General features: G+C 69.6%; 17 protein-coding genes and 2 pseudogenes. 5 read left to right on the top strand and 14 right to left on the bottom strand.

The window, feature by feature from the left end:
* Positions 1-6: 6 nt before the first annotated feature.
* Positions 7-2,094, bottom strand: coding sequence for a replication restart helicase PriA (gene priA, locus AAHB17_RS14500; RefSeq protein WP_342131337.1), 2,088 nt, complete (start codon positions 2,092-2,094; stop codon positions 7-9).
* Between the two features lie 343 nt (positions 2,095-2,437).
* Positions 2,438-3,544, bottom strand: coding sequence for a uroporphyrinogen decarboxylase (hemE, locus tag AAHB17_RS14495; protein ID WP_342131336.1), 1,107 nt, complete (start codon positions 3,542-3,544; stop codon positions 2,438-2,440).
* A 423-nt stretch (positions 3,545-3,967) separates the two neighbouring features.
* Between hemE and AAHB17_RS14490 the strand changes: the two genes are divergently transcribed.
* Positions 3,968-4,294, top strand: coding sequence for a hypothetical protein (locus AAHB17_RS14490; RefSeq protein ID WP_342131335.1), 327 nt, complete (start codon positions 3,968-3,970; stop codon positions 4,292-4,294).
* 73 nt (positions 4,295-4,367) lie between these two features.
* Here the strand turns inward: AAHB17_RS14490 and AAHB17_RS14485 are convergent.
* Positions 4,368-4,451, bottom strand: a pseudogene (locus AAHB17_RS14485) (transposase); the annotation flags it as partial.
* Positions 4,452-4,690: 239 nt separating this feature from the next.
* On the opposite strand from AAHB17_RS14485, the gene AAHB17_RS14480 reads away from it, so the two are divergent.
* The 4 genes from AAHB17_RS14480 to AAHB17_RS14465 all read left to right on the top strand — a co-directional run bounded on the left by AAHB17_RS14480 (position 4,691) and on the right by AAHB17_RS14465 (position 6,315).
* Positions 4,691-5,083, top strand: coding sequence for a VOC family protein (locus AAHB17_RS14480; RefSeq protein WP_342131334.1), 393 nt, complete (start codon positions 4,691-4,693; stop codon positions 5,081-5,083).
* Positions 5,084-5,103: 20 nt separating this feature from the next.
* Positions 5,104-5,304, top strand: a complete 201-nt coding sequence (locus AAHB17_RS14475) for a hypothetical protein (RefSeq protein ID WP_342131333.1) — start codon at positions 5,104-5,106, stop codon at positions 5,302-5,304.
* A complete protein-coding gene (locus AAHB17_RS14470; protein WP_342131332.1) occupies positions 5,288-5,944 on the top strand; it encodes a cold shock and DUF1294 domain-containing protein in 657 nt (218 codons plus the stop codon). Before AAHB17_RS14475 ends, AAHB17_RS14470 begins: the two co-directional genes overlap by 17 nt.
* Before the next feature lie 71 nt (positions 5,945-6,015).
* Positions 6,016-6,315, top strand: coding sequence for an antibiotic biosynthesis monooxygenase (locus AAHB17_RS14465; RefSeq protein ID WP_342131331.1), 300 nt, complete (start codon positions 6,016-6,018; stop codon positions 6,313-6,315).
* A gap of 4 nt (positions 6,316-6,319) precedes the next feature.
* Here the strand turns inward: AAHB17_RS14465 and AAHB17_RS14460 are convergent, their stop codons facing one another.
* From AAHB17_RS14460 to AAHB17_RS14410, 11 genes and pseudogenes are all read right to left on the bottom strand, one after another.
* Entirely contained in the window at positions 6,320-7,627 is a 1,308-nt protein-coding gene (locus AAHB17_RS14460; RefSeq protein ID WP_342131329.1) for an O-acetylhomoserine aminocarboxypropyltransferase/cysteine synthase family protein, read from the bottom strand.
* A 4-nt stretch (positions 7,628-7,631) separates the two neighbouring features.
* Complete coding sequence (locus tag AAHB17_RS14455) at positions 7,632-8,135, bottom strand: CoA-binding protein (RefSeq protein ID WP_342131328.1); 504 nt, start codon at positions 8,133-8,135, stop codon at positions 7,632-7,634.
* A gap of 34 nt (positions 8,136-8,169) precedes the next feature.
* Positions 8,170-8,784 carry a thioredoxin family protein gene (locus AAHB17_RS14450; RefSeq protein ID WP_342131327.1) on the bottom strand — a complete coding sequence of 205 codons (615 nt, stop codon included), beginning with the start codon at positions 8,782-8,784 and terminating at the stop codon, positions 8,170-8,172.
* A 22-nt stretch (positions 8,785-8,806) separates the two neighbouring features.
* A complete protein-coding gene (locus tag AAHB17_RS14445; RefSeq protein ID WP_342131326.1) occupies positions 8,807-10,975 on the bottom strand; it encodes a protein-disulfide reductase DsbD family protein in 2,169 nt (722 codons plus the stop codon).
* 124 nt (positions 10,976-11,099) lie between these two features.
* Entirely contained in the window at positions 11,100-11,468 is a 369-nt protein-coding gene (locus AAHB17_RS14440; protein WP_446719601.1) for a hypothetical protein, read from the bottom strand.
* Positions 11,469-11,500: 32 nt separating this feature from the next.
* Positions 11,501-13,438, bottom strand: a complete 1,938-nt coding sequence (htpG, locus tag AAHB17_RS14435; RefSeq protein ID WP_342131325.1) for a molecular chaperone HtpG — start codon at positions 13,436-13,438, stop codon at positions 11,501-11,503.
* A 128-nt stretch (positions 13,439-13,566) separates the two neighbouring features.
* A complete protein-coding gene (locus AAHB17_RS14430; protein WP_342131324.1) occupies positions 13,567-14,382 on the bottom strand; it encodes a sensor domain-containing diguanylate cyclase in 816 nt (271 codons plus the stop codon).
* Positions 14,383-14,387: 5 nt separating this feature from the next.
* Positions 14,388-15,173, bottom strand: a pseudogene (locus AAHB17_RS14425) (pseudouridine synthase); the annotation flags it as partial.
* Positions 15,174-15,460: 287 nt separating this feature from the next.
* Positions 15,461-17,794, bottom strand: a complete 2,334-nt coding sequence (locus AAHB17_RS14420) for a putative bifunctional diguanylate cyclase/phosphodiesterase (protein WP_342131322.1) — start codon at positions 17,792-17,794, stop codon at positions 15,461-15,463.
* A gap of 49 nt (positions 17,795-17,843) precedes the next feature.
* Positions 17,844-18,443: a methylamine utilization protein gene (locus AAHB17_RS14415; RefSeq protein ID WP_342131321.1), complete on the bottom strand. Its 600-nt coding sequence runs from the start codon at positions 18,441-18,443 to the stop codon at positions 17,844-17,846.
* Positions 18,440-19,381, bottom strand: coding sequence for a DUF4394 domain-containing protein (locus AAHB17_RS14410; protein ID WP_342131320.1), 942 nt, complete (start codon positions 19,379-19,381; stop codon positions 18,440-18,442). The genes AAHB17_RS14415 and AAHB17_RS14410 overlap by 4 nt, the downstream gene beginning before the upstream one ends.
* Positions 19,382-19,473: the final 92 nt, after the last annotated feature.

Here is a 19,473-nt window from a genome sequence, read left to right as displayed (position 1 = left end):
GCGCGATCACAGGTTCAGCGGGTCCACATCGATGGCCCAGCGCACCAGCCCCTTGCCGGCCGGGCCCTGGCGCACGGCCAGCAGCGTGGGCTGCCAGGCCGCCAGAAAGCGCTGCAGCGCGATGCGCGACGGGCTTTCCAGCAGCATCTGGGCGCGCTCCACATTGGCCACTCGCTGGATGGTCATGGGCACGGCGGGGAACACCGTCACCTGGTCGGCGCCGGGCAGTTCGGTGGCCAGGGCGGCCGCTTCGTTGAGGAAGGCCTGCGCCGTTTCCTGGCTGCGCGCGTCGGCCCGCACCAGGGCCTGGTGGGCAAACGGCGGCATGGCGGCGGCCTCGCGGTCGCTCAGTTCCTGGGCCGCGAACTTGGGGTAGTCGTGCTGGCGCAGCGCGGCGAACAGCGGGTGCTGGGGGTAGCCGGTCTGCACCCACATCTCGCTGGTCGCGCCCAGGCTGGCGTCGCGCCCGGCGCGGCCGGCGGCCTGCATCAGCAGGGCGAACAGGCGCTCGGGCGCGCGGCAGTCGCTGGCGAACAGGGCGGCGTCGGCGTTGACGCTGGCCACCAGGGTGATGCGGCGGAAGTCGTGGCCCTTGGCCACCATCTGCGTGCCCACCAGCACGTCCACTTCGCCGCTGTGCATGCGCGCCAGGTGCTGCTCCAGGCTGCCCTTGAGGCGGGTGCTGTCGGCGTCCATGCGGGCCACCTGCGCGGGGGTGCCGTCGGGGCGCAACACGCCGGCCAGGCGTTCGATGATGTGCTCCTCGATCTGCTCGGTGCCCCGGCCCAGCGGCGCGATGTCGAGGTTGCCGCAGGCCGGGCAGGCGCGCGGCACGCGCTCGGTGAAGCCGCAGTGGTGGCAGCGCAGGGTGCGGTCGATCTTGTGGAACACGCGGTGGGCGCTGCAGTGGGCGCACTCGCTTTTCCAGCCGCAGTCGTGGCAGGCCAGCACCGGCGCGTAGCCCCGGCGGTTGAGCAGCAGCAGGCTTTGTTCGCCGCGCGCGATGCGTTCGGTGATGGCGTCCAGCAGCGGCTGGGCCAGCAGGGTCTTGCGCGGCTGGTGGTTCATGTCGACCAGGCGCAGGCGCGGCAGGCTGCCGCCGCCGATGCGGCTGGGCATGGCCAGGCGCAGGTAGCGTCCACTCTCGGCGGCGTGCCAGCTCTCCAGCGAGGGCGTGGCCGAACCCAGCAGCACGCGGCAGTGGGCCGGGCCGGTGGCCTCGGTGGAGTGGGCGTCGTTGACCTGCTTGGCCAGGTAGACGGCGAGGTCGCGCGCCGAATAGCGCGCGCCTTCCTGGCTCTTGTAGCTGGGGTCGTGTTCCTCGTCGACCACGATCAGGCGCAGGTGCGGCAGGCTGGCGAACACCGCCATGCGCGTGCCCAGCACGATGCGCACCGCGCCGCTGTGGGCGGCCAGCCAGCTGGCCAGGCGCTGCGGCGGCGTCATGCCGCTGTGCATGGCCACCACGCCAGCGGCGCCAAAACGTTCGCCAAAGCGGGTTTCCAGCTGGGGCGTGAGGTTGATCTCGGGCACCATGACCAGCGCCTGGGCCAAGGGGTCGGCGTCCAGCAGCTGCTGCACCGCGCGCAGGTAGATCTCGGTCTTGCCGCTGCCGGTGCTGCCAAACAGCAACACCGGCTGGCGCGCGCTGTCGAGGCGGACCATGGCGTCCTGCTGTTCAGGGCTGAGCTCGGGCAGGGCGGGCGGCACATGGGTGGCCGGGGCGGCTGGCGCCCGCTTGAGCCGGCGCGCCAGCTGCACGCCATTGAGTTCGCGCAGCTGCGGCGGCAGGGCGGCCAGCGACACCTCGCCCAGGCTGCGCTGGTAGTAGCGGGCGGCAAATCCCACCAGCTGCCGCCAGGCCGCCGGCAGCGGCACCAGCGCGTCCAGCGCCTCGGTGATGGGGCGGGTGGCCATGTCGGCGCCGCCCTCGGCTGGCGCACCGTCCCACACCACGCCCAGCACCTCGCGTTTGCCCAGCGGCACCCGCACCAGCGTGCCGGGCGGCAGCAGGTGGGGGTGTTCGTAGGTCAGGCTGGGGCCCAGGCCGCTGTGCGCGGGGGTGGCCACCACCACGGGGAGCAGGTGGCTCATGTTGGCGCGGTTTTGTGCTGTCTCACATGCGGTATCGCACTTAAGTATTTGATTTGACAGCGTTTTGGACGATATCCCGATTTTCTGTGGATAACTTTGTTGATAGTTGCCTGAATGCGGACGGAAGGCCTTGAAAATCAAGGCTTTTGTTGGATTGCCCGGAAAAAAAGCAACTTTCAAAACCCATATAAATCAACCACTTAGACGTTTTGCACGGGATGAAATTTGTAGCGCTTACAAGTTGAAACCATGCCGCGCCGCAACATCGAAAGTGTGCATAAGTCGGGTTGTCAAGTCTCCAAAACGGCCGATTTTTGTGCTATGCGCGGTCGCGCGAAACCCGTCAAGCCGCACGCATCTGGCGCGAAATGCGGTGCACCGCCTCCACCAGCACGGCCACGCTCTCGGGCGGCGTGAACTGGCTGATGCCGTGGCCCAGGTTGAAGATGTGGGTGGGGCCGGTGCTGCCCTTGTCGGTGTGTGGCGCGCCAAAGCTGCGCAGCACGCGCTCGGCCTCGGCCTCGATCTGGGCCGCATTGGCGAACAACACATTGGGGTCGAGGTTGCCCTGCAGCGCCTTGGCGCCGGCCCCGCTGCCCACCTGGGCCCGCGCGGCGCCCAGGTTGACCGTCCAGTCCAGGCCCAGCACCTCGCAGTCCAGCGGCTTCATGTCGTCCAGCCACAGCCCCCCGCCCTTGGTGAAAACGATGCGCGGCACCACCTGTCCGTCCACCCCGGTACGCTTGAGCTGGGCCAGCACGCGGCGCGTGTAGGCCAGGCTGAAGTCCTGGAAATTGCCATCGGCCAGCACGCCGCCCCAGCTGTCGAACACCATCACGGCCTGCGCGCCGGCATCGATCTGCGTGTTGAGGTACAGCGCCACCGCGTCGGCGTTGATGGCCAGCATCTGGTGCATGATGTCGGGGCGCTGGTACATCAAGGTCTTGACGGCGCGGTAATCGTCCGAGCCGCCGCCCTCGACCATGTAGCAGGCCAGCGTCCAGGGGCTGCCCGAAAAACCGATCAGCGGCACCCGGCCGTTCAAGGCCTTGCGGATGCTGGTGACGGCGTCGAACACGTAGCGCAGCTTCTCCATGTCGGGCACGGCCAGCGCCTTGACCGCCGCCTCGTCGCGCACGTTCTTGGCAAACTTCGGCCCCTCGCCCAAGGCAAACGTCAAGCCCAGGCCCATGGCATCCGGCACGGTCAGGATGTCAGAGAACAGGATGGCCGCGTCCAGCGGGTAACGCTCCAGCGGCTGCAGCGTCACCTCGGTCGCGTAGTCCACGTTCGTGGCCAGCCCCATGAAACTGCCAGCCTGCGCGCGCGTGGCACGGTACTCCGGCAGGTAGCGACCGGCCTGGCGCATCAGCCACAGCGGCGTGTGATCGGTGGCCTGGCGCAGGCAGGCGCGCAGGAAGGTGTCGTTTTGCAGGGGGGCGAAAGTCATCGGGCGGGTCCGCTTGGGGGAAGTCTGGGAGAAGGGGGGATTATCCGGGGTGGGCGGGAGGGGCCACCATGACGCCGAGACACAAAGGTGGCGGGCAACGAACCCATGTGATAGAAACGATGCCAACCGTTGAATCCACCGCGCTTGGCGAACCCAACTCGCACGCCTCAACTTGCATCACAGACCACAACAACGCCCCATGCGAGACGAACCATCCCTTCACGCCGACAGGCTGCGCATCCGGGAATTTTTTGGTTTGCCTAAAACCCGCCGATCTGACCGCAGCGCAAGAGTGGGTGCGCACACAGCGCCTTTTTGTTCGACCTCAAGCAAGCTGCGGGTTGTTGTCTATTTCTAGTCAGGCGTCAAAGTCACTGCTCGAAAGCGCGTGCGACCCACAAAGCCCAAAATCCCGCCAGAGAAATGAACGTTGCCACTCTCCTCTTGGTCGCAATCCTAGGTCTGGCTGCCTTCGGTGCGTTTCAACTCACGAAGATCGTGCGCCAGGAACTTGCCACGCGAAAAGCGCTGCGCCTTCAAGAGGAGCGCGACGAGCGAGAGTTCTGGGAGTACGAGGCAAAGCACAAATCCATTCGGTTGAAATTCGACCCTGCGAACGAATGGAACGAGGCAACCTCTGTTCCTGAAGCATTCTTGCGGGAGGTTCGCGATCTCAATCTTCACTACAAGCCAATGCTCCAGCGGCGTAACGGCTGGACAGAGAGCGATTTCAGGGACACTTCAACCTAACCGTGGAAGCACAAGCGTGGTCGCGAGATTAATGACGCCTAACCACTCGAGCGGACCTCCACCGGCAAGGCCCTTGGGCCACAGCCACGCCACGCTCGGTGACCAGCTTGACCGCCTCGAGCTTGAACTTTCGGCTGAATGTCCTTCTTCTCTCCATAGACCACCTCCGGTTTCATCTTCCACCTGAACAAGGTGTCTGTGAAACCGGCAGCAGCCCACTCCCCCTCAACAGCAAGAGCGTGATCGATTGGGAACCAATGGGTAGAGCACCTGCAGTCGTCTATCCGGCATCTGTTGTGGGAGGTGAATGTCCCGTGCCGACATGGAATCCACACCCCCGAGTCACCACACGCAGCAGCCAACGGCAACGCGAGATACGCACTGGAGGTATGACCCATGTTCTCCCACATCATGGTCGGCATCACCGATTTCGAGCGCGCACTGGCGTTCTACAAACCGGTGCTTGACGCCCTGGGCATCCAGTTCCGCTTTCAAGAAGACAGCCGCCCATGGGCGGGCTGGCAATCGGCACCCGATCCCCGGCCGTTGTTTCTCATCGGCCGCCCACACGATCAGCAAGCCCACCAGCCGGGCAATGGCCAGATGGTGGCTTTTCTGGCGGCGTCGCGGCGGCAGGTGGATGCCGTTCACGCCCTGGCCTTGGCCAGCGGTGGCACCTGCGAGGGCCCGCCGGGCCTGCGCCCGCAGTACCACGCCCACTATTACGGCGCGTACTTTCGCGACCCCGATGGCAACAAGCTCTGCGTCGCCTGCCATCAACCCGAGTAACTGGCTCACCCACAACGCCCATGCGCACCACCCTCACACTCGCCCTCAGCACCGTGTTGCTGCTCGCCTGCTCCACGGAACAGTTCTACGCGGCCGGCCGCAGCAGCCAGCGGGCTGAGTGCCTGAAGCAAGCCGACACCGCCGCGCGCGACCGGTGCCTGAAAGACGCGAATACGCCTTACGACACGTACAGGAAGGAAGCGGATGCGGCACGCAAGTGACGGCGTGCGCGCATCGCACGCCCCCATGTCCATCGACGGCACCCTGACCACCTGGCACGACGACCGGGGGTTTGGGTTCATCACGCCCGCGCAGGGCGGGCAAGACATTTTTGTGCACATCAAGGCGTTTCCGCCGGGCACGGGCCGGCCGCAGGTGGGCCAGGTGCTCAGCTTCCGCGTGGAGGTGGGGCCCAATGGCAAGAAGCGGGCGACGGGAGTGCGGTTCGCGGTGCGCGCGCGCCCAGCCACCAACACGCGTGTCGAGGCCCCGGCCTCGTGGTCCTTGCCGCGCCTGCTGGCCATTCCGGCCTTTGTTGCCTTGGCGGGCGGTGTGTTCTGGCGCTGGGGTTTTCAACCGGTGGTGGCGCTGATCTATGGCGGCGCCAGCGCCCTGTCCTTCTTCGCCTATGTGTTCGACAAGTCGGCCGCTGTGCGTCGGGACTGGCGCACCTCGGAACAGACGCTGCACGCGCTCGATCTGGTGGGTGGCTGGCCCGGTGGCCTGCTCGCGCAGCAGCTGCTGCGCCACAAGACAACCAAGCCGTCTTTCGTGGCCGCGTTCTGGGCGACGGTGGGCTTCAATGTGGTGGCGTTTGTGGCTTGGCACGCCGGACTGCCGGGCACGCTTGCAGGCCGCTGAGTGGCCCGCCACCGCACCATAGACGCCCACGACAAACAGCGCCACACTATGTGCCCCAATCAGGAGGCCATATGACCGCATTCAACGTCGTGCGTTTCCGCTTGAAGCCTGGCCGCGAGGTCGAGTTCGTCGACATCCACCGGACCATGAAGGCCGATCTGCCCGGGCTGCGCCAGTTCTCGCTGGTGAAGACGGGCGAGAGCACCTATTGCGTGATCGGCGAGTGGGACAGCCAACAAAGCCTCATCGACGCCCGCCCCGCCATGATCGGCAACCTGGACCGCCTGCGGCCCCTGCTGGAAGACCTGGGCAACGGCCTGGGCGTGACCGATCCGGTGTCGGGCGAGGCGGTGCTGCAGTTGCGGCCTTGAGGACTCACACCGCCCGCCGCAAGGCCTGATCGATGTCCCAGAGGATGTCCTCCACGTCCTCGATGCCCACGCTCAGGCGGACCATGTCGGGCCCGACGCCGGCCTTTTTCAGTTCTTCTTCGCTCAACTGCCGGTGGGTGGTGGAGGCGGGGTGGATGACCAGGGTCTTGGCGTCGCCGATGTTGGCCAGGTGGCTCAGGAATTCGCAGGCGTCGATGAAGCGTTCACCAGCGCGCGCCGGGTCGTCGGCGCGGATGCCGAAGGTGAGGATGCCCGAGCAGCCGGGGCCGCCGTCGACGGCGCGGAACTGCTTCTTCGCCAGCGCGTGGTGGGGCGAGTCGCTCAGGCCGGGGTAGTTGACCCAGGCCACCAGCGGGTGTTCGCGCAGGTACTCGGCCACGCGCAGCGCGTTGCGGCAGTGCGCTTGCATGCGCAGGTGCAGGGTTTCGATGCCCTGCAGGATGAGCCAGGCGTTGAGCGGCGACAACACGGCGCCGAAGGTGCGGTTGACCTCCAGACGCGCCTTCATGGTGTAGCCGAAGTCGCCAAAGGTCTCGTAGAACTTGACGCCGTGGTAAGCCCGGCTGGGCTCGACCATGTCGGGGAACAGGCCGTTGCCCCAGTCGAACTTGCCCGACTCCACCACCACGCCGGCCATGGTGGTGCCGTGGCCGCCGAGGTATTTGGTGGCGCTGTGCACCACGATGTCGGCGCCGAAGGCGAAGGGGTTGCACAGGTAGGGCGAGGCCACGGTGTTGTCGATCACCAGGGGCACGCCGTGCCCGTGCGCCACCTGCGCCACCGCCTCGATATCGAACACGTTGACCAGCGGGTTGCCCAGGGTCTCGCCGTAGACGGCGCGGGTGTTGGGCCGCATGGCGCGGCGGAAGTTGTCGGGGTCGGCCGGGTCGACAAAGGTGGTGTGTATGCCCAGCCGCTCGAAACCCAGCCCCAGCTGGCCGACCGAGCCGCCGTAGAGGGTGGAGGCGGCCACGATGTGGTCGCCCGCCTTGAGGATGGCCAGCAGGGCCGTCATCTGCGCGGCCATGCCGCTGGCGCAGGCCAGCGCGGCGCGTCCGCCCTCCAGGCTGGCCACGCGCTCTTCCAGCACCGCCACGGTGGGGTTGCTGATGCGGCTGTAGACGTTGCCGAAGGTCTGCAGGTTGAACAGGCTGGACGCGTGTTCGGCGCTGTCGAAGACGAAGCTGGTGGTCTGGTGGATGGGCGTGGCGCGCGCGCCGGTCACCGGGTCGGGGATGGCGCCGGCGTGGATGGCGCGGGTGCCGAAGCCGTAGTCGCGGTCTTGAGCCATGGGATCAGTAGGGAAGAACGTGGGGCCGCTTGGCCGAAATCACGCGGGTGTTGACGCCGGCCCAGTTGAGGCCGCCGAACAGCCGGGCGTGCTCGATCTTGACGCAGCGGTCCTCGATCACCGTGAGGCCGGCGGCGCGGGCTTGCGCGGCCACCGCCTCGTTGCGTATGCCCAGCTGCAGCCACAGGCAGTGGGCGCCGATGGCGATGGCCTCGTCGACGATGGGCGGAATGTCCTCGCTCTTGCGGAAGCAGTCCACCATGTCGATCCTGAGGCCCTGCACCGCCAGCGCGGCGGCGGCCTCCGTCACGCTGGCAAAGCAGCGCTCGCCCAGTATCTCGCCGCCCTCGCGGGCCACGATGGGGTTGACCGGCACGATGCGGTAGCCGTGGCTTTGCATGTACTTGGCCGCGAAGAAGCTGGGCCGGTGCCACTGGGGCGAAAGGCCCACCACCGCGAGGGTGCGGCATTGGGCCAGCACGTTCCTGAGGGTTTGGATGTCGCTCATGGCCGCAGTGTACGCAGCCATGGCCCGGGGCATGTCAGCCCGCCGCCGGCTTGTACTTGATGCTGCAGCCGTAGGCCTGGTTCTGCGCGACCGATATCGGCTTGCCCGCCAGCGCTTCGTTGAGCCCCTGGCGCACGAAGTTGGTGGCGCGGTCGATGTCGCCCACCCGTGCCGACGGCACGCTGTCGATGGCGCCCGCGTAGGCCAGCCGGCCCTGCGGGTTGACGATGTACATGTGGGGCGTGACGCGCGCGTTGTAGGCCCGACCCACCACGCCGTCCTCGTCCATCAGCACCGCCGTGGGCGCGGCCTGCTTCTCGGCCATCCAGCGCGCCAGCTGGGGCGGCGTTCTGAAATCGGTGCTGGCGTCCTCGGTCGAGTTGATGGCCAGCCAGACCACGCCCCGGGCGGTGAACTCCTTTTGCAGCGCCTGCAGGTTGCCCTGGTAGTGCTTGCGCACGAAGGGGCAGCCGGGGTTGTTCCACTCCAGCACCACGTGCTGGCCCTTGAAGTCGCTCAGGCGCACGGTCTTGCCGTGGACGTCGGTGAGACTGAAATCGGGCGCCGGCTGGCCCACGGTGGCGGCGTGGGCACCCCATGCCGCGAGCACGGTGGCGGCGATGGCCAGGGTCAGGAAACGTCGTCGCATGGGGCTCTCCTGTCGGGGTGGATCACAAACGGGCCAGCGCCGAGCGCACCTCGTTGACGCTCAGCAGCTCGGACAGGACGACCGGCGCGGCGCCGGCGCGGTAGATGGCGTAGACCGGCACGCCGTTGCGGCCGAGCGCGCTCAGGGCCTGGGTCACGGCCGGGTCGCGGCGGGTCCAGTCGGCGCGGGCCAGCACCACGCCACGCGTGCGCATCTCGCCCAGCAGGCCGGCGTCGGTCAGCACGGTTTTCTTGTTGAACTGGCAGGTCACGCACCAGGCGGCGGTGTAGTCCACGAACACCGGCTTGCCCTCGGCCTGCCACTGCGCCATGCGCGCGGGCGACCAGGCCTGCCAGCCCGAGGCGTCGGCGGCCACGCTGCCCGTGTCCAGCGGCGCCAGGCGCGTGACCTGTGGCCCCAGGCCCCAGGCCAGCGCGACCAGGCCGGCCAGCGACAGGGTGCCCAGCACCTGACGCGTGCGCCCCTGCCGGCCCCAGGCCCACAGCACCAGGGCCAGCGCCACCAGCAGGGCCAGCGCGGCGGCCAGGCCGTCGGTGCCGGTCTGCTGGCCCAGCACCCAGAGCAGCCAGACCACGGTGGCCAGCATGGGGAAGGCCATGAACTGGCGCAGGGTGTTCATCCATGGGCCGGGGCGCGGCAGCGCGCGCGCCACCGCCGGCCACAGGCTGGCCGCCAAATAAGGCAGGGCCAGCCCCAGGCCCATGGCGGCGAACACGGCCAGGGCCTGCAACGTGGGCAGGCCCACCGCCAGCCCGAGCGAGGCGCCCATGAAGGGTGCGGTGCACGGCGAGGCGATGGCCACGGCCAGCACGCCGGTCAGGAAAGCGTCGGCCATGGGGTGGCGCAATTGCAGCATGGCCAGCGAGCCTGGCACCAGTTGCTTGAATTCGAACAGCCCGGCGAGGTTGAGGCCGATCAGGGTGAACAGCAGCGCCAGGCCGGCCACCACGGCCGGGTTCTGCAGCTGGAAACCCCAGCCGATCTGCTCACCGGCGGCGCGCAGGCCCACCAGCAGGGCGCCCAGCGCCACGAAGGACAGCACCACGCCGGCCGTGTAGGCCAGGCCGGCGAGCCGGTGGCCACGCCGGTCATCGGCGTGCTGGGCGAAGGCCAGCACCTTGATGGCCAGCACCGGGAACACGCAGGGCATGAGGTTGAGCAGCAGGCCGCCGACCAGGGCCCCCAGCAGCGCCAGGCCCAGGCTCAAGGCCGAACCGCCCGCCGGTGGCGCGGCCGCCGCGCGGGCGGCGTTGGCGTCCAGCGCGGCCTGCAGCGCGGGGGACACGCCGCCGTCGCCCGGCAGCGCGGCCAGCGCCGGCCAGGCGCCGCGTGCCGGCAGCTCCACCCGCAGGCCGCCCAGGGTGTTTTCGCCGGGCGCCATGTCGCCGGTGCGGGCCAGCACCACCGGCATCAGCGCCGGGCTGTCGGCGCGCTGGGCCGACAGGGGGATCTCGGCCCGCCAGGTGCCGCCGTCCCAGCGTTGTGTCCACTTCGCGCCAGGCTCGATGACGGCGCCGGTTTCGGGAAAAAACTCCAGCGTCTGGCCCACCCAGTCGGGCGGCAGGCTGCTCACGGTGACGGCCAGCGTCTTGTCGCCGGGGACCACGTGGCTGTCCTTGGCCGCCAGCGCGCGGGGCGCGCGTTCGGCCGCATCGCGGAAGGCCTGGGTGGCGGTGGCGGTGGCGGCGCCCACGGGCAGGCGCAGGGTGAAGCTGCCCTCCTCGGGAATACATTCCTTGCGGCAGACCAGCCAGGCGGCGTCGAGCTTGACCTCCAGCTCGCGGCCCTGGAAGCCGGGCGAGACGGTCAGCGGCACCGGCAGCAGCAGCGTGCCCTCGTAGCCGTAGTTGGCCAGGTGGCCGATGGGGAATTTCTTGGGCGTGGGCCAGGCGATGTCGCCGGCCGCGACGCCGACCGGCAGCTTCCACTCGAACGTGGTCGGCAGGCCCGAGTCGCCCGGGTTCTTCCAGTAGGTGTGCCAGTGGGGGGCGTGCTGGATTTTCAACCCCAGCCACAGCGGCTTGCCCGGGGCCACGCCCTCGGGCGCGTGGGCCAGCAGTTCGGCCTGCACCTGCTCGGTGCGCACCACGGCGCTGGCGGACTGGGCCGCGGCGGGCGCCCCCAGCAGGGCACCGGCCAGGGCCAGCAGGGAAAACAGGAAAGCGGTCATGGGATCAGGCGGGTGGGGGCGGCTGTGCGGGGGCGCACAGTCTGAGAAGGCAGCCCGGGCAAAGTTCCGCCCGCGTGCCCGGAACGGATTGTGAACCAGCGCCGCCCGGACGGCGGCCACCGGCTCAACGCACCGGCACCGGCGCCGGCTGCGCCTCGCGCCGCTTTTCGTCGGGGTCGTACAGCACGGTACCGGCGCCCACGCCCACCCCGGCGTTCACGCCGCTGTGGCCCAGCGGCGTGCTGGCACCCACGCCCACCCCGCCGGTCACCTGACCGTTCTGGTGGACACCGACACCCACACCCACCGGGCCCGCGCCGGCCGTGACGCCGGCACCCACGCCGCCGCTGCCCAACCCGACGCCGATCGACACGCCCGGCAGCACGGGCACGCTGAAGCCCACGCCGACGCCCAGCGAACCGCAGCCGCTGACGGTGAGGGCCGTGGCGACAGCAAAACCAGCCAGGGACCAGGAAGGCAAAGGGGTGCGCATGGCGCCCACTGTACGCGCCATGCGGGCCCGGGTCATACCAGCAGGGCGTTGACCCGCTTGACGTAGGCCGCCGGGTCTTCCGGCAAGCCCCCTTCGGCCAGCAGGGCCTGGTCGAACAGGATGTGGGCCAGGTCGTCGAAGTGGGCCGAGCCGTCGAGCTTTTTCACCAGCGCGTGTTCGGCGTTCACTTCCAGGATGGGCTTGGACAGCGGCGCCTGCTGGCCGGCGGCCTTGAGCATGCGCGCGAGCTGGTTGGAGACGTCGCCGTCTTCCACCACCAGGCAGGCCGGCGAGTCGACCAGGCGGGTGGTCACGCGCACGTCCTTGGCCTTGTCCTTGAGGCTCTCCTTGAGCTTGTCCAGCAGCGGCTTGAAGGCCTCGGCGGCGGCTTCGGCGGCCTTCTTCTCTTCCTCGTCCTGCAGCGTGCCGAGGTCGACCGCGCCCTTGGCCACGCTCTGCAGCGGCGTGCCGTCGAACTCGTGCAGGTGCGACAGCGCCCACTCGTCCACGCGGTCGGTCATCAGCAGCACCTCGATGCCCTTCTTGCGGAACACCTCCAGCTGCGGACTGTGCTTGGCCGCGGCCAGGTTGTCGGCGGTGATGTAGTAGATGGCCGCCTGGCCGTCCTTCATGCGGGCCTTGTAGTCGGCCAGCGACACGGCCACCGCGTCCGACGCCGTGCTGGCGAAGCGCAGCAGCTTGGCGATCTTGTCGCGGTTGGCGAAGTCCTCGCCCAGGCCTTCCTTGAGCACCGAGCCGAACTCGGCGTAGAACCGGCTGTACTTGCCGGCCTGGGCCTTGTCGTCCTCGGACACCACGTCGGTCACGCCGTCGGCGGACTCGGCCGCCTCGGGCAGCTTGTCCTTCTTGGCCAGGTCTTCCAGCATGGCCAGCACGCGGCGGGTGTTGCCCTCGCGGATGGCGCGCACGTCGCGGCTTTCCTGCAGCAGCTCGCGGCTGACGTTGAGCGGCAGGTCGGCCGAGTCGACCACGCCCTTGACCCAGCGCAGGTAGGCCGGCATCAGGGCCTCGGCCTCGTCCATGATGAAGACCCGCTTGACGTAGAGCTTGATGCCGGCCTTGCGGTCGCGGTTCCAGAGGTCGTGGGGCGCCTTGCCCGGGATGTAGAGCAGCTGGGTGTACTCGCTGCTGCCTTCCACGCGGTTGTGGCTCCAGGCCAGCGGCGCCTCGCTGTCGTAGCTCAGGTGCTTGTAGAAGTCGGCGTACTGCTCGTCGCTGATGTCCTTCTTGGCGCGGGTCCACAGGGCGCTGGCCGAGTTGACCGCCTCCCACTCGTCCTTCTGGACGTATTCGCCTTTTTCCTGGTCCCAGTCTTCCTTCTGCATGAGGATGGGCAGGCTGATGTGGTCGGAGTACTTGCCAATGATCTGCTTGAGCTTCCAATGGCTCAGGTACTCGGTGGCGTCCTCGCGCAGGTGCAGCGTGACGCTGGTGCCACGCGCGGCGCGGTGAATAGTCTCGGTCTCGAAGTCGCCCGTGCCACCGCTGACCCAGCGCACGCCCTGTTCGGCGGGCAGGCCGGCGCGGCGCGATTCGACGGTGATCTTGTCGGCCACGATGAAGCCGGAATAGAAACCGACGCCGAACTGGCCGATCAGCTGGGCGTCCTTCTTCTGGTCACCGCTCAGGCGGCTCATGAAGTCCTTGGTGCCGCTCTTGGCGATCGTGCCCAGGTGGTCGATGGCCTCGGCCTCGCTCATGCCGATGCCGTTGTCGGTGATGGTCAGCGTCTTGGCGTCCTTGTCGAAGGCCACCCGCAGCTCCAGGTTGGGCGCGTCTTCATACAGCCCGGCGTCGTTGAGCGCCTCGAAACGCAGCTTGTCGCAGGCGTCCGACGCGTTGGACACCAGCTCGCGCAGGAAGATTTCCTTGTTGGAGTACAGCGAATGGGTGACCAGGTGCAGCAACTGGGCCACTTCGGCCTGGAAGGAATGGGTGTGTTTGCTCATGATGGGGAAAGAAAAGCCAAAAACAACGGGTCAGACATGGGGGCGCCAACACGCAATTCAAGAGGTCCGCGGAGGTTTACCCCCGGAGGGGGTCACGGCCACCAGGCCGGCGCGGGGGTGGTCCACCCCTACCAACCCGAAAAGGCGGCGACGCGGTTGCGGCCCTGGCGCTGGGCGAGTTGCAGCGCGTGTTCGGCGCGCGCCCGCAGCTGCGTGGGGTCGCCGCCGGGTGCGGGCAGCATGGCAGCCACGCCCAGGCTGAGCGTGACCGGCACGTCGCCCCAGCCATGGCGTTCCACCGCCTGGCGCACGCGCTGGGCGGCGGTCATGGCCGTGCCCAGGCCACAGCCGGGCAACACCGCCGCCAGCCGCGCCCCGCCCAGGGGCGCCACGTGGTCGCTGGTGCGCAAGGCCTCACCCACCAGCCGGTGCACGGTGTCGTCGGCCTCGGCACCGCCACCTTCGACCGCGATCACCAGCGTGGCCAGCGATTCGCTGCGGCGCGCGTGGCGCGCCCACTCCTGCGCCAGGCAATGCTCCAGCGCCGCGCCCTCGGGCGGCCGGCGCCGCAGGGTCAGCTGGGCCACGGCCTGATCGGCCAGCACCGCCAGGGCACGGCGCTGATCGGCGGACAGCTCGCGCACCTGCGTGTCGGTGACACACAGGGCACCCAGCGGCGGCCCACCGGCGCGGCGCAGCGGCGCGGCGGCCACGAAACGCACCGGGCGCTCGCCTGCCAGCAGCGGGTGGCCGGCGAAACGGGCGTCGGCGCGGGCGTCGGGCCACACCAGAACATCCTCGGGCTGCGCCATCGCCGCGTCGCAAAACGCCTGACCGGTGCCGCTGCCACCGGTCAGGCCCACGAAGGCATGGGACACACCACAGAGCTGCGTGGCCAGCCAGGCCAGGTCGTCCAGGGGGTCGGGTCGGTCGGGTCTGTCCATGGAAATCAGAAACGCTCGTCGGCGCCCAGGTAGCGCCACTGGCCCACGGGCAGGTTGCCCAGCACCACGCGGCCGATGCGGATGCGCTTGAGGCCCACCACGTGCAGGCCCACCTGCTCGCACATGCGGCGGATCTGGCGCTTCTTGCCCTCGGTCAGCACAAAACGCAACTGCTCGGGGTTTTGCCAGTCCACCTGCGCCGGCTTGAGCGCCTGGCCGTCCAGGCTCAGGCCGTGGCGCAGGCGCGCCAGCTGCCCGGCGGGCAGGGCAGCCTGCACGTTCTGGGTGGCCAGCGGGGCCTGGGGATGGGCGTCGGGCGCGTCGCCGATGTAGTGCACCCGCACCAGGTATTCCTTCTCCACACCCGAATCCTCGCCGATCAGGGTGCGCGCCACGCGGCCGTCCTGGGTCAGCACCAGCAGGCCGGTGGAGTCGATGTCCAGCCGGCCGGCCGGCGCCAGGCCACGGGTGTGCCAGGCCTCGAAGCGGCGCGGGCTGCGGTCGTCCGCCCAGTGGCTGCGCGGCGACACCAGCACGGCGGCGGATTCGTGGCCATCCTCGGGCAGGCCGCTCACGTAGCCCACCGGCTTGTGCAGCAGGATGGTGACGCGCGACTCCTGCTGGTGCTGCGCCTGGGGCAGCACCTCGACCCGCGCGTCGGGCGCCACCGGCTGGCCCATCACGGCCGGCTGGCCGTTGACCCGCACCCAGCCGCGCGAGATCCACTCGTCGGCTTCGCGGCGCGAGCACAGGCCGAGGTCGGCCATGCGCTTGTTGAGGCGGATCAAGCCGTCATCGCGGGGCGCCACCGGCGCACGCGGGCGGGCCTGGGCGGGCGCCTGGGCGGCGGACTGCAGGGTGGAACGGATGCCGCTGGGCGGCCGTGGCGGTGGCGCCTGGCGCGGGCCGGGCGGCGGCCCGGGGCGCCGAGGCGCGGGCGCCTTGGCCGCGGGTTTGGACAGCGACAGGCGCGGACGCGCGGGCGCGGGCGCCGGGGGCGCATCGCGGCGCGTCATGGGGGGCGGAGGCTTGGGCATGGCGGCGAATTATGCGCCGGGGGTGGCTCGCGGGCGCCCGCTCACGCCGCGCGGCTCTCCCAGCGGGCGCGCCAGCCGTTGAACTCGACCGCCGGCAGGGGCTTGCTGACGAAATAGCCCTGCACCTCGTCGCAGCCCAGTTCGCGCAGCAGGCCCAGGACGGCGGCGTTCTCCACCCCTTCGGCCACCACGCTGAGCCCCAGGTTGTGGGCCAGGTCGATGGTGGAGCGCACGATCTTGGCGTCGCTCTCGTCGGCCTCCATGCCCATCACGAAGGATTTGTCGATCTTGAGCTCGTTGACCGGCAGGCGCTTGAGGTAGGCCAGGCTGGAGTAGCCGGTGCCGAAATCGTCGATGGACAGCTTGAAGCCTTGCGCCGCCAGCTTGTTGAGCGTGGCCTCGGCGCGCTGCGGGTCGTCCATGATGGCGCTTTCGGTGATCTCCAGGCAGAAGCCGCTGGACAAGACCCCGTACTGGCGCAGCAGCGCGGCCAGGCGCAGCGGGAAGTCCTGGTCCAGCAGGTCGCGGGTGGACAGGTTGATGGCGATGCGCAGCAGGCCCTGCGCCGGCTGCAGCGCCGCCCAGTGCCGCGCCGCCTCCTCGAACATCCACAGGGTGAGCTGGCGCACGAAGCCGGTCTGCTCCGCGAACGGGATGAACTGCAGCGGCGGCACCAGGCCACGCTGCGGGTGCTGCCAGCGCACCAGGGCCTCGGCCGCCACCACCCGTTCGCTGGCGGTGTCGAGCTTGGGCTGCAGGAACAGGCGCAGCTCGTTGTGCTGCAAGGCGTGGCGCAGGTCGGTCAGCAGCGACAGGGTCTGGGTGCTGGCCGAGTCGAGCGAGGGCGAATACAGCAGCACGCCAGCGGTCTTGCTCTTGGCCGCGTGCATCGCGATCTCGGACCGGCTCATCAGCAGGTCGGGCTCGTCGGCGTCGCCAGGCCAGCAGGCCACGCCCATGCTGGCGCTCAGGTCCACCGTCTGTTCGTCGAAGGCCAGCGGCAGCTCGAAGGCGCGCGCCACACGCTCGGTCAACATCACCGCGCCCTGGGCGTCGGTGCGCGATAGCAGGATGGCGAACTCGTCGCCCCCCAGGCGTGCCACCAGGTCGCCTTCGCGGTAGACCTGCTGCTTGAGGCGCTCGGCCACGGCCTTGAGCAGTTCGTCGCCGAAGGCGTAGCCCAGCACGTCGTTGACGTGCTTGAAGCGGTCGACGTTGAGGGTGATCACGGCCAGCGGCTTGGCACTGCCACGGCTGTCCTCGATGGCGTGCACCAGCGCCTCGCGGAAACGCTCGCGGTTGGGCAGGCCGGTCAGGCGGTCCCAGTAGGCCAACTGCAGGATCTCACGGCGCTGCTCGGCCAGGCTGGTGCGCATGCGGTCGAAACCGCGCGCGAGCTGGCCCACCTCGTCGCCCCGCGCCATGTTGCCCAGGTCGGCCGCGTAGTTGCCCTGCTGCAGCGCGGTGGTGGCCTCGGTCAGGGTCTTGAGCGGCTGGGTGACACGCCGCATGACCAGGCCGCTGCCCGCCGCGAACAGGACCACGCCGCCGGCCGCGACCAAGGCCAGCAACAGCTGAAGCTGAACATAGGGCTCCACCGCGTCCACCACCGAACGCATGAGCACGGTGCGCACCACGCCGCCGGAGGTGTCGAGCTCGACGTGGCGCACCACGTAGGTGTCGCGCCCCAGCACCACGTCGGGGGCCATGGAGCGCGACACCTCGGCCAGTTCCGGCTCGTGCCCGCTCAGGGTGCTGACCACCATGCCGAGCCGCTGCGCCTCGGTGCCCGAGAGCACGGCAACGTGCACGGAGGACAGGCGGAACAGGTCGTCGGCCAGGGCCTGGTCGATGGGAAAACCCATCAGCACCCAGCCAATGATGGCCGGCGCGCGCACCGGCACCATGACGAACTGGTAGGGCACGCGGTTGATGCGGGCGATGCGGTTGCGCCCACGGTCGCGGGCCAGATCGGCCCCAACCCGCAGCAGCGCCTCGTCGGCCATGCCGCCATCGGCCGTGCCACTGGCCACCAGCGCCTGCGCGCCCGGGTCCAGCAGCGCGGTGACGGCCGCGCCGATGCGGCTGCCGCTGTTCTGCAGCGCCGACTGGATGGTGGCCTTGTCGCCGGTGCCCACCGCCGAGCGGAAGCCGAAGTCGGCCGCCAGCACCGAGGAAGCCTGGCGAAGGCGGTCGGCGTTCTGCTCCAACAGGCGCAGCCACACACGCTCGCCCACCTGCAGGTTGCCGGCGATGGCCTGGCGCGCCTGCGACTCCACCGTGGCGCGCACGATCACAAAACCCACCGCCTGCACCAGCAGCAGCAGCAGCAGCATGACCACCACGGTGCGCGTGGACAGGGGCAGGTCGCGCACGCGGTCGCGCCAACCGCTCAAGACACAGCCCCCCCGCGCCGGAGGCCGCTCACGGCGTCAACCCCCGCAAGGTGACGGTCGTGGACGCGCCGGCGGCCTCCAGCCGCTGCGGCAGGTCGAGCGCCGGCGCGCCCACCGGCAGGCGGCTGTGCCAGACCCTCAGGCGGTAGCTGCCCTCCGGCACGTCGTTCAGGCGCACCTGCCCGTTGCCAGTGGATCGGCCGAAATAGGGCGTGTCCACCACCAGGATCCAGCCGATCATTTCGTCGTGGATGTTGCAGCCCAGCACCACCACGCCGGCCTGGTCGAAGCTCACCGGGTTGGCCGGCGTGCCGATGTAGAGCTTGAGCTCGAAACGTTTGGCCGGCGAGAAGGAGTAGACATGGTGGCGCACGGTGTCGCGGTTGGGGAACTGCACCGAGGTGCCGCGGGTGACCACCACGGCTTCGGGCACGAAGGTCTTGTCCTTCTGCGCCATTTCCACCCCCGACAGCGGCTTGGCGGCGCGGGCGGCCTCGGGCGACTCGAGAAACACCACGGCTTCGGGCAGGGGCCGGCCTTGTTCGTCGCGCACCGTCACCTGCAAGGTGGCGGCCTGGGCCAGGGCACCCCAGCACAACCACGCCAGGGCGGGCCAGGTTCGGGTCATGGCTCGATCGCCATGCCACGCAGGGGCGCGCCATCGCCCACGGTGCCCATCAGCTGCGCGCGCCCGCTGCCCAGGTCGATGCGGTAGAGCCGCGTGCGGGCGTCGCCCGGTGTGCGCAGCGCGGCATAGGCCTGGTTGTTGATGTCGGCAATGTCGAAACTGGCGTCGAACAGCGGGCCCAGGCCCAGCGGCCCGACCGTGGACAGGCGCCCGGTGTTGGGCGAGACCACCGGCGACGCGCCTTCGACCGAACCCTGGGTGACCAGCACGCCCAGCGCGCGGTCGATGGCGTAGTTGCTGGTCAGCTTGTCGTCGCGCTTGTTGTAGGTGTAGGCGGCGCCCACCACCTGGGGGGGTTTGCCGGCATGCGCGTCGCCCGGCGCGTAGGCCAGGGCGGGGTCGGGCTGCAGGCCGGGGGTGTTGGGGTCGAAGTCGACCACCGCGCCGGTGTCGGGGTGCAAGCGCAGGTTCTGCCCACTGTCGCTGACCACGCGCACGCGATCGGCCACCGGGTTGAAGTCAACGCCGAAGGCGGTGCCCGACAACGGCAGCGCGGCCGGCGCATCGCCCACCGGCTTGAGGGCGCCGCTGGCGGTGTCCAGCGTGTAGAGGCGGCCGGCGCGCGACAAGGCGTAGAGCACACCGCGTGCGACGCGGAAGTCGATGCCCACCAGGGCGTCGCCAGCGGCCAGGCCGGTGACCGGCCGGCGCTGCAGCACGCGCTGAGGCTGGCCCGCGTTGAAGTGGATCAGTTGGTGGTCGGCCGTCACCGCCCAGACCACTTCCTTGGCCGGTGCGCCCGCCGGCTCGCCCGAGGTCGGGGCGCCATAGGGCACGGTGGACGGCGACGGCACGGCGCCGCAGGCGGCCAGCGCGGACACCAGCACCAGGCTGACCCAGCGGGCGCGCGGCAGGAGAGGCATGGCGAAGGGTGTCATGGGTGTCTCGGTGGATGAAAGGGACCGGGTCGCCGGCCCGGACCGGGGCGCGGCGGACGGCGCCTGGAAATGTCAAAGAAACTGTACACGGA

It is taken from the genome of Hydrogenophaga sp. OTU3427, assembly GCF_038440225.1.
GTDB lineage: Bacteria > Pseudomonadota > Gammaproteobacteria > Burkholderiales > Burkholderiaceae_C > Hydrogenophaga.
Note: the sequence above shows the minus strand (reverse complement) of the source record. Positions and strands in the feature narration are given on the sequence as shown.

Coding starts and splice junctions, on each gene's coding strand:
- htpG (WP_342131325.1), bottom strand. CDS start 13,438: ATGAGCAAACACACCCATTCCTTCCAGGCCGAAGTGGCCCAGTTGCTG.
- AAHB17_RS14460 (WP_342131329.1), bottom strand. CDS start 7,627: ATGGCTCAAGACCGCGACTACGGCTTCGGCACCCGCGCCATCCACGCC.
- AAHB17_RS14470 (WP_342131332.1), top strand. CDS start 5,288: ATGCGGCACGCAAGTGACGGCGTGCGCGCATCGCACGCCCCCATGTCC.
- priA (WP_342131337.1), bottom strand. CDS start 2,094: ATGAGCCACCTGCTCCCCGTGGTGGTGGCCACCCCCGCGCACAGCGGC.
- AAHB17_RS14490 (WP_342131335.1), top strand. CDS start 3,968: ATGAACGTTGCCACTCTCCTCTTGGTCGCAATCCTAGGTCTGGCTGCC.
- AAHB17_RS14480 (WP_342131334.1), top strand. CDS start 4,691: ATGTTCTCCCACATCATGGTCGGCATCACCGATTTCGAGCGCGCACTG.
- AAHB17_RS14415 (WP_342131321.1), bottom strand. CDS start 18,443: ATGACCCGAACCTGGCCCGCCCTGGCGTGGTTGTGCTGGGGTGCCCTG.
- AAHB17_RS14475 (WP_342131333.1), top strand. CDS start 5,104: ATGCGCACCACCCTCACACTCGCCCTCAGCACCGTGTTGCTGCTCGCC.
- AAHB17_RS14430 (WP_342131324.1), bottom strand. CDS start 14,382: ATGGACAGACCCGACCGACCCGACCCCCTGGACGACCTGGCCTGGCTG.
- AAHB17_RS14465 (WP_342131331.1), top strand. CDS start 6,016: ATGACCGCATTCAACGTCGTGCGTTTCCGCTTGAAGCCTGGCCGCGAG.
- AAHB17_RS14410 (WP_342131320.1), bottom strand. CDS start 19,381: ATGACACCCTTCGCCATGCCTCTCCTGCCGCGCGCCCGCTGGGTCAGC.
- AAHB17_RS14450 (WP_342131327.1), bottom strand. CDS start 8,784: ATGCGACGACGTTTCCTGACCCTGGCCATCGCCGCCACCGTGCTCGCG.
- AAHB17_RS14440 (WP_446719601.1), bottom strand. CDS start 11,468: ATGCGCACCCCTTTGCCTTCCTGGTCCCTGGCTGGTTTTGCTGTCGCC.
- hemE (WP_342131336.1), bottom strand. CDS start 3,544: ATGACTTTCGCCCCCCTGCAAAACGACACCTTCCTGCGCGCCTGCCTG.
- AAHB17_RS14455 (WP_342131328.1), bottom strand. CDS start 8,135: ATGAGCGACATCCAAACCCTCAGGAACGTGCTGGCCCAATGCCGCACC.
- AAHB17_RS14445 (WP_342131326.1), bottom strand. CDS start 10,975: ATGACCGCTTTCCTGTTTTCCCTGCTGGCCCTGGCCGGTGCCCTGCTG.